This is a genomic window from Microbulbifer epialgicus (assembly GCF_041447265.1).
Classification (GTDB): Bacteria; Pseudomonadota; Gammaproteobacteria; order Pseudomonadales; family Cellvibrionaceae; genus Microbulbifer; species Microbulbifer epialgicus.
The window spans coordinates 1-8,728 of record NZ_JBGMEK010000117.1 but is presented as its reverse complement, the minus strand read 5'-3'; the positions used below and the strand labels follow the sequence as shown (position 1 = coordinate 8,728).

Annotated in this window: 11 protein-coding genes; 5 read left to right on the top strand and 6 right to left on the bottom strand. The window is 48.5% G+C overall.

The annotated features are described in order from the left end of the window. Positions 1 to 243, top strand: a 243-nt coding sequence (locus ACCI49_RS22465; protein WP_371840492.1) for an integrase core domain-containing protein, incomplete at its 5' end; no start/stop codon positions are given. 106 nt (positions 244 to 349) lie between these two features. Here the strand turns inward: ACCI49_RS22465 and ACCI49_RS22460 are convergent. Next, the gene (locus ACCI49_RS22460) at positions 350 to 1,078 is read right to left on the bottom strand and encodes an SDR family oxidoreductase (RefSeq protein ID WP_371841471.1); all 729 of its coding nucleotides are present in this window, start codon (positions 1,076 to 1,078) and stop codon (positions 350 to 352) included. 137 nt (positions 1,079 to 1,215) lie between these two features. On the opposite strand from ACCI49_RS22460, the gene ACCI49_RS22455 reads away from it, so the two are divergent. Beyond that, on the top strand, positions 1,216 to 2,103 hold the full coding sequence (locus tag ACCI49_RS22455; protein ID WP_371841470.1) for a LysR family transcriptional regulator: 888 nt from the start codon (positions 1,216 to 1,218) through the stop codon (positions 2,101 to 2,103). A gap of 67 nt (positions 2,104 to 2,170) precedes the next feature. Here the strand turns inward: ACCI49_RS22455 and ACCI49_RS22450 are convergent, their stop codons facing one another. The 4 genes from ACCI49_RS22450 to ACCI49_RS22435 form a co-directional block, all read right to left on the bottom strand. Next, the gene (locus tag ACCI49_RS22450; protein ID WP_371841469.1) at positions 2,171 to 3,016 is read right to left on the bottom strand and encodes a mechanosensitive ion channel family protein; all 846 of its coding nucleotides are present in this window, start codon (positions 3,014 to 3,016) and stop codon (positions 2,171 to 2,173) included. Positions 3,017 to 3,238: 222 nt separating this feature from the next. Then, the gene (locus ACCI49_RS22445; RefSeq protein WP_371841468.1) at positions 3,239 to 3,985 is read right to left on the bottom strand and encodes a flavodoxin family protein; all 747 of its coding nucleotides are present in this window, start codon (positions 3,983 to 3,985) and stop codon (positions 3,239 to 3,241) included. Positions 3,986 to 4,056: 71 nt separating this feature from the next. Continuing rightward, positions 4,057 to 4,755: an SDR family NAD(P)-dependent oxidoreductase gene (locus tag ACCI49_RS22440; RefSeq protein ID WP_371841467.1), complete on the bottom strand. Its 699-nt coding sequence runs from the start codon at positions 4,753 to 4,755 to the stop codon at positions 4,057 to 4,059. A gap of 234 nt (positions 4,756 to 4,989) precedes the next feature. Beyond that, entirely contained in the window at positions 4,990 to 5,817 is an 828-nt protein-coding gene (locus tag ACCI49_RS22435) for an AraC family transcriptional regulator (protein WP_371841466.1), read from the bottom strand. A 121-nt stretch (positions 5,818 to 5,938) separates the two neighbouring features. On the opposite strand from ACCI49_RS22435, the gene ACCI49_RS22430 reads away from it, so the two are divergent. The 3 genes from ACCI49_RS22430 (at position 5,939) to ACCI49_RS22420 (ending at position 8,358) form a co-directional block, all read left to right on the top strand. Then, positions 5,939 to 6,367 (top strand): organic hydroperoxide resistance protein, encoded by a 429-nt coding sequence (locus tag ACCI49_RS22430; RefSeq protein ID WP_371841465.1) that lies wholly within the window; start codon positions 5,939 to 5,941, stop codon positions 6,365 to 6,367. 57 nt (positions 6,368 to 6,424) lie between these two features. Further along, on the top strand, positions 6,425 to 7,375 hold the full coding sequence (locus ACCI49_RS22425; protein WP_371841464.1) for an alpha/beta fold hydrolase: 951 nt from the start codon (positions 6,425 to 6,427) through the stop codon (positions 7,373 to 7,375). Between the two features lie 455 nt (positions 7,376 to 7,830). Continuing rightward, entirely contained in the window at positions 7,831 to 8,358 is a 528-nt protein-coding gene (locus ACCI49_RS22420; RefSeq protein ID WP_371841463.1) for a hypothetical protein, read from the top strand. Here ACCI49_RS22420 and ACCI49_RS22415 read toward each other — a convergent pair. Continuing rightward, positions 8,355 to 8,728, bottom strand: a 374-nt coding sequence (locus ACCI49_RS22415) for an IS3 family transposase (protein ID WP_371841462.1), incomplete at its 5' end; no start/stop codon positions are given. The genes ACCI49_RS22420 and ACCI49_RS22415 overlap by 4 nt on opposite strands.

The following is an 8,728-nucleotide window of genomic DNA, read 5'->3' as shown; positions in this document are numbered from 1 at the left end:
AGGCATCCACAAACCAACGGCATCTGTGAGCGCTTCCATAAAACCATTCTACAAGAGTTCTACCAGCCTTCATTACGCCGGAAGATCTATGGATCAATAGAAGAGTTACAAAAGGATCTGGACGAATGGCTCACATATTACAATAATGACCGTACCCATCAGGGTAAAAAGTGTTGTGGCCGCACTCCGATGGCAACACTTGAAGATGGAAAAAGCATCTGGAAGGAAAAACTCGTAAACTGAATTTGACCTGACAAAGCACCTTCTGAAAAACCGGTAACTGTCAGATCAAGTCTGAACTACTACATCTTAAACTACTGCGAGTAATGAGCCGGGCTTAGGGTTGGATTTATATAATCCCACCATTAACCCGAATCACCTGCCCATTGATCCATCCCCCTTGCTCCCCGGCCAAAAAGGCGACCGTGTTTGCAATATCTTCTGGGCTTCCCAGTCGCTCCAGTGGAGACAAGTTGGCGAGGCTGTTCACCATCTCATCAGTTTTGCCATCGAGGAAAAGTTCGGTTGCTGTTGGTCCCGGGGCAACAGCATTAACGGTAATATTTCGTCCTCGCATCTCTTTGGACATTACCTGTGTCATCGCCTCAATGGCGGCTTTGGTTGCTGCGTAGATACTGTAGGTGGGCATATATAGGCCTACAACGCTTGAGGACAAGTTGATAATTCGCCCACCTTGTCTAAGGCGTTTACTGGCCTCCCGCATTGTGTTGAATGTACCTTTAAGGTTGACTGCAACCATGGTGTCGAAGCCTTCTTCTTTACTTTCGGCTAAAGTCGCTAACTTCATGATGCCAGCACTATTGATAACAGCATCAATACCACCAAAGGTGGCTTCCACAGATTCAAATAATCTAGTAACTGCGTTGGAATCACTGACGTCTGCCTGAACGGTGACGGCCTTTCCTCCGGCCGCTTCAATCTGATTGACCAACTTTTTAGCGGCATTGAAGTTGCCAACGAAGTTAACCAAGATTGTGAAGTTGTCCTTTGCCAGTCGGGTGGCAATAGCCGCACCAATGCCTCTGGAAGCGCCGGTGACTAGTGCAACTTTTTCCAAAATGACCTCCAAGCTGACTGGAGTCACAGCTGTGACTCTATGAGTAATGTTCCCGAAGAGAATAATCTTGTGGTTTGAGTAGATAATCTAGCTAAAATGGAACCTATTGTTCTAAATAGATAAACAATAGGTTCCATATGGATAAGCTAGATGCAATGCGACTCTATGTTCGAATCGTTGAGCGTGGCAGCTTTACCGCGGCCTCTAGCGACTTGGATGTTCCGCGATCTACCTCTACACAAGTGATCAATAAGCTTGAAAAGCAGCTTGGTGTGAGGTTGTTACAGAGATCCACACGCAAGGTAAAAGCAACGCTGGATGGGGAACTGTATTACCAGCGATGCCTATCGATACTTTCGGATGTAGAAGAAGCGGAAGGTGCATTTAAGGGTTCGTTGCCGAAAGGGGAGGTTCGTGTCGATGTACAGGGAACAATTGCTCGCCACTTCGTTATGCCTAAGCTTCCGCAATTCTTTGAATGTTACCCCGATATTACTTTGGTGATGAGCGAAGGAGACCGCTGGGTTGATCTGGTTCAGGAAGGAGTGGACTGCGCGATCAGATATGGTCATTTAGCGGATAGTGAGTTGATCGCGAGGCGTCTGACAATGCTGGACAGGCTCACCTGTGCCTCACCGAGTTATCTTGAGCGCTATGGCACCCCGAAATCCCTGAGTGACTTGAGCCATCACCGCGCAGTGGCCCTTCGCTCAATAACAACGGGGAAGTCTACGCCGCTATCTTTTTGCGTCGGGGACAAGATTGAGACCACGGAAGCTTTAGCGCCTATCATGGTAACGGGTACGGAGAGTTATCGGGATGCCGTTAAATTAGGGATTGGCCTGGCCCAGTTCCCTAGGTTTCATGTTGAAAAGGATTTGACTGAGGGCAACCTAATAGAAGTGTTACCTAACATTCGCCCACCAAGTGAACCGGTTTCTGTAGTTTTTACTCAGAATCGTTTCCTGTCGCCTAGAGTTAGGACTTTTATTGAATGGTTAACAGAAATTTTTGTTGATCATTAGGGAGAGATATGAGTAACCCAGGCGCTGGAGAAATTGCTCAACAAGCGCCTGGGATTGAGTATAGCTATTAGTTTTCAGTTCTCAAAGTCTTAGTCTTCTCGAACCAGAAGTTATAAAAGTCTTCAGTTACCAGCTGTTCGATATTAGTTGCCTCTTCACGCGGGCAGAATATTGTAGCTGTGATCACATCATGACCAAGATCATTGGTAGTAACACTTACTTTTGCGTCAGGGCCCGACAGTTCCACACCCATACGATTCTCAATCAGCTTGCAGTAGCGTTCGGCAACTTCTCGGAAAGAGTCACAGTGCTCTTTCAGCCGCTCTGTAATAAACTTCTTGGCTTCAAAAGGGTTTATTTCACTGCGTTCGCGGGTTATCGAGAAAGTGTGCTCGATATAGCGACGCATAAAGTTCAGGTTCTTTACTGGTTGGGTGAAGAATGCATTATTGGGAATGTAGAGGGTAGTTCCAGTATAGCCATTGCCGAGCCCGTGGGGGTCAATTTCTAAAAGCGTGGTGCTTAACCAATCACTGTCGGTGACCTCACCAAACTGGTCGCCAACCTTAATCCAGTCGCCGACGGTAAAGGAACGCATGTTGGCTTGATATAAACCACCAACCAAACACTGCACGGCCTCACGAAGTGCAAGCACAATTGCTACAGAGAATGCCGCAATAGAGAGGGCGAAATCCCGTAACTCCGTCACCCATACGGCAATGACACCGATGACCAGCAACAGGTTGCCGAAGTTATGTACGGTATTGATTCGGCGACGCTTGTCAGCTTTTGCCCAACTACTACGTGCAATGGCAAGTGTCAGCAAGCTGCGTAACAAAAGAATGACGACAACAACACAAAGAGTAATAAAGAGTTTGCTGTGGAGAATCTGCTCCAGTAACTCGGACTTCATTAGGGACGATGGACCTCATTGTTTCTCATTGCTGCAACTCCACAGCCCACTCCCCTTTAGTTAGGGATAATGAGAGCGCTGGGCAATTTGAAGGCAGCAGAAGTGGACTGCAAAAGAAGAAACGCAATGTATCTTTAGGCGCCTCAGTTTGTAAATAGGTTGGAAAGAATACAAGCTTATTTGGCTATTTTGCCTTGATAAAAAATAGGTCTGAGCATGCCCTTACCGGTAGTCGGGGTTGGGGAAGTCAGGTTTACAGCCTGCATCCCATTTGGAGCGCTGGTTGCCATGGGCAGGTATCTCGCCGGCATCTTTGATCATGCGCGCTAAATGCATCAGGTTCCAGGTCATAAAGCTTGTGTTGCGGTTGGTGAAATCATTCTGTGGTCCGCCGGAACCTGGGTCCAGGTAAGAGGGGCCAGGACCAGCTTCGCCAACCCAGGCGGCATCAGCCTGCGGTGGAATTACATAGCCCAGATGTTGCAGGGAATAGAGGATATTCATTGCACAGTGTTTGGCTCCATCTTCATTGCCGGTGATAAGGCAGCCGCCGACCCTTCCGTAATAGGCGTATTGTCCCTGGTCATTCAGGTCAGATGAATTGGCATAAAGCCGCTCAATAACCTGGGTGCAGATAGATGACTTTTCCCCCAGCCAGATAGGTGTTGTTAAAACCAGGATATTTGCCTCGATCACCTGTTTGAATATTTGCGGCCAGTCATCATTCTCCCAGCCGTGTTTAGTCATATCTGGATAAACACCAAAGGCGATATCGTGGTCTACTGGTCTGAGCACTTGTACCGATATCCCGTTTCTTTGCATGATCTCCCGTGAGATGGCAACCAGGCCATCCGTATGTGAGAGTTCCGGCGTGGGCTTTAGAGTGCAGTTTAGGAATACAGCTTTCAGGTCAGAAAAATCCCAACGGCTGGATTCGCAATCTTCAATTTGTTTCTTGTTTAGGGTCATTTTCGACCTCCTTGCCGAAATTCGATGCTTGACTAAGCCAAAATGGGAAATTTTAACGCGGACGACTCTTGTTACCACTTCTCCACATGGGGTCTAAGATCCACCTCGAAAGTCCAGGCTGATCTGGCTTGGGTTGTCAGGAAGAAGGCTGTGTCAGCGATATCTGATGGCTGCAAAAATGCTTGGTTATCTCTTGCGCTCCCATCCAGTGCGCGACTTTTACCTACTGGCCCATCAATGATGAGGTAGGCAACGTGTATCCCCTTAGGCCAAAGATGCCTGGCCATCGACTGGGCAAGACTATGCTGCGCGGCTTTCGCCGACGCAAAGGAAGCAAAGTTTGCCCCGCCGCGCAGGGAGGCGGTTGCTCCCACAATAATGATGTTTCCTTCGCCACGTTGGATCATCTCTGTAGCCACCAGCTGACTGAATAAGGCGCAGCCTTGGCAGTTGATTTTCCAGTCTGATTCATATTCGTAGATATCGAGGTTCTCGATGGTGCAGGAGTGACCAGAGCCGGCGTTGTAAACGAGCGTTTCGATGGGCCCCATCTCGCCCTGGATACGACTAAATACATCAGCAATTTGTGCTGAGTTTGTAACGTCGCAAACGTAGCTCTTTGCATCGTTCAGTTCTGCCTGTAACTCATTCAGGTAGTTCTGGTTTCGGGCAAGAAGAGCGACTTGGCAGCCTTGACGGTTAAATTTTCTGGCAAAAGCAGCCCCATTACCGGGTCCGACACCTACAACGACACAAGTGGGTTTAGCCATGAAGAGTGCCTCCAAGAAGAACTAGTGAGCCCTGATTCAAACCAGATTGCGACATAAGCAGTCGTTGTAGTCACGACAAGTTAGAAGATATTTTGCGCTGCTGCCCGGTGAGTTTAGTCTGACTGAGATATTTGTCGGAAAAGGCGCCAAGTACATCTATCGTGGCTAAATAATCCCCTGACGCATAATGGGTTATCGCAAGAGTTATCACTCCGTTTCTTGTTAACCCAATTGTTACAGCGTTTGCTGCTTCAGCCACTCCCGCGGGGAAGATCCCACGCAAGCTTTAAAGGCGCGCGATAGGGCAGCCTCGCTTCCGTAGCCGACCTCATCCACCAATAGCTTGAGTGGCAAGCCCTGTTTCAACGCACGCTGTACCAGAGATATCCGCCAATTCTGCAGGTATGCAGCTGGGGTAGAGCCGATTCGCTCGCGAAAGGATTTCGCGAACACGCTGCGTGACATGCCCGCTTGATTTGCCAGTTCCTCTACAGACCAGTCGTGTGCGGGTTGCTCGTGAATGGCAATCAGTGCTAAACGCAAACGTGGGTGAGCCATCCCCGCCAACATACCGATTTGTGTCAGTCCCTCTTCCATCAAGTGCCGAAGCAACTGAATCACTATGACTTCAAAGAGGCGATCCAGTATTGCCTGGCGTCCACAATTTTGGGCAAATGCCTCCTCAAATAACAGGTTCAGCAGGTTTTGAGAGCTTACCAGAGCCGACAGAGGAAGGCAGATAAAGTCGGGCAGGGCCGCTGCGATGGGGTTGTTAGGGCCACCGTCGAAACTAAGGTTGGCGCAGGCAAAATCTGCACCGCTCTCTGGGTCGGTGATAAACCGGTGGGCCAGCGGGCGTGGATAGAACAGCAAGCTGGGCTCTGTAATGTGCACTGCCGGAGTGCCGCTGTGGCTAATTTCGACTGCACCTTGACGAATCAAATGAAGCTGTCCCAAATCATCTTCTCCATTTAGGCCATTGATGCCACAAAGAGTCCCTGTGTGGAACGCGCGTGCTGTGACTGAGAAATAGTCCAGCAGAGCCGCCAGTCGATCGACCATTCTGATACTCCTGGTTAACTTATCAAGACTTATTGTGACATATCGTCCCGTTTGTGGGTGTAAATTTAATCCCGCTAACAGATATGAGCCCTGGCTCTTCACAAAATCAAGGAGTATTCATATGTCCCTCAAAAAGATCCTCTACACAGCCGAAGCCACCGCCACAGGTGGCCGGGAAGGCCGAGCCCTATCCTCCGATAAGGCACTCGATGCGCAACTTTCTACTCCCCGTGAACTGGGTGGGGCAGGTGGTGCCGGAACCAACCCCGAGCAGCTATTTGCGGCAGGCTATTCGGCCTGTTTCCTGGGGGCACTGAAGCATGTTGCCGCTCAGGAAAAAATCACTCTGCCTGATAGTGCACAGATCACAGGCAAGGTCGGAATAGGGCCGATACCTACCGGCTTTGGCATCCAAGCGGAGCTGCGTATCAGTCTGCCTGGGTTGACAGAGGCAGTAGCTCAGTCGCTGGTCGACAAGGCCCACGTCGTCTGCCCCTACTCAAATGCAACCCGTGGAAACATGGATGTGAACCTTGTGCTCGCCAATTGAGCGACCGACACCTTCCTAGTACCAGCATTAAAGATATTGATTGAAGGAGAAAACAAAATGAACCGTTTTATTCGTAACATTGGAGCCCTCGGAGTTGCCTTATTTACTACCTTCGGTGCTACTCAAACCCTGGCCGATTCAAAATCTGTCGCCCCTGCCTCTAAATACACCAAAACGGAGAGCACCATCACCACCCGAGATGGCGTGCAGCTTTACTATAAAGACTGGGGGCCAAAGGATGGACCGGTGGTTACCTTTAGCCATGGCTGGCCGCTCAGTTCCGATAGTTGGGAATCACAGATGATATTCCTGGCATCCAAAGGCTATCGTGTAGTTGCGCATGATAGACGAGGCCACGGCCGATCCAGTCAGCCTTGGGAAGGGAATGATATGGATCATTACGCGGATGACCTGGCGGCAGTGATTGAGGCACTGGACTTGAAAGAGGTTACTCTTGTGGGTTTTTCCACTGGTGGTGGTGAAGTAGCACGCTACATCGGCCGTCACGGTACGGATCGGGTCAAGAAAGCCGCACTGATTTCAGCAGTGACGCCTCTTATGCTCAAGACCAAGACCAACCCAGGTGGCCTGCCACTAGAAGTGTTTGATGGCATCCGCAAAGGGTCCCTGGAAAACCGCTCTCAACTCTACCTAAATATCGCATCCGGGCCGTTCTTCGGATTTAACCGCCCAGATGCAGAGCCTTCGCAGGGCTTGATTCAGTCATTCTGGGCACAGGGAATGCAAGGTGGACATAAGAATACCTACGATTCAATTGCCGCTTTTTCAGCTACGGATTTTCGCGAAGATCTAAAGAAGTTCGACGTGCCCACGCTGATTGTTCATGGTGATGATGATCAGATCGTACCCATCGATAACTCGGCTCGTGCCGCTGCTAAAATTGTCAAACACGCCAAATTGATTGTCTATCCGGGCGCGCCCCATGGGCTTGCCGATACCCATAAGGACCGCCTTAACCAGGATCTGTTGAATTTCCTGCGGGGCTGATCGAAAGTGCTAAGAGTGCCCTGCAGTAGGGGCACTCTTCCATTTGCGAATAGGGTTAAATAGCTTAGTCACTTTAATTGTACTCATTTAAGCATTTTCCTGACGAAATACTCACCACTCTTCATACCCCTGCATAGCATTTTGGTTTCTTGTGCCGTTACAGAAATTATTATGCGTTTTATGAATATCGCAGCTGTAAACTATCGGTGTGGATATTTTTAAAGACACTTTGTTATGGTCAAGTCCAGCCGGACACCTCTCTAAGCCCATTTCTCAAATTCGATGCTGATGGCTGTAAAAAATTAATTTAACGAAGCACCCTTAATATTTAAGGTCAGCGTTTCGTATATTTTGGGAAAGAATGGTGCTGTCTGCGGTATTGATTTTTGTTGCTCACCAAATAATTGGGCTAGTGTATATACTGATTGAGAGTCGCAATTTTATATAGGTGGCCCATGAGGATAAAACGAAACCATTTAAGTATATTGTTATCAGGCATCTTAATTTTTGTGGCTGCCTATGCGAAACAAATAAATGCAGATCCGAATACAAAAAAAGCATTAGAAGGGACTTGGTGTCTTGTTGAAGATGAGTCTTTCATCTTTTATGAACATAGCAAAGACGCCTTAACCTTAAAAAAAGGGCAGGGCTGTAGGACCTTTAAAGTTCTTAAGCAAACAGAATCAGGTGGTGGCGGTCGTTTTCTTGAGGTGCTTGAAAAGCCCGACATGAAACACCAAATTGCAGCCGTCGAGAAATCTGAAAGTGGTAAAACCATCGCCAAGGATATTGGTATATTCGCCTATATGAAAACAGGCGACAAGATTCGCTTGGTGGCAGTCGATGTTTCAGATGAGAGTGTTGTTAATCTGACTCTCGACAGTAGTGGGAAAATGTATGGATTTATTGAAGAAGTTACGTCCGACACTCAATCTACGCAGGATCATGATGTTGTGGTCAAGTCCAGCCGGACACCTCTTTAAGCACATTTCTCAAATTCGATGGGGGTTACATCCCCCAGCGTTGTATGTATTCTGCGTGAGTTGTAATAAGCAATATAGGCTCTCACATCTGTTATCGCATCCTCCCTTGTTGTATAGAGATTTCCCGTTAACCACTCTCGTTTTAGGCTGCTAAAAAAGCGTTCAGTCGGTGCGTTGTCCCAACAATTTCCCCTACGGCTCATTGAGCACACCATTCCATGCTGCTTCAATAGCGCTTGGTAGGCATGGCTGGCATACTGACTACCTCGATCTGAGTGATGTAGAAGGCCTTTTGGTGGTGTACGCAAATTGACAGCCATCATCAACGCACGACTTACCAAAGCCGTTTCCATCTGGCGATCTAGATGCC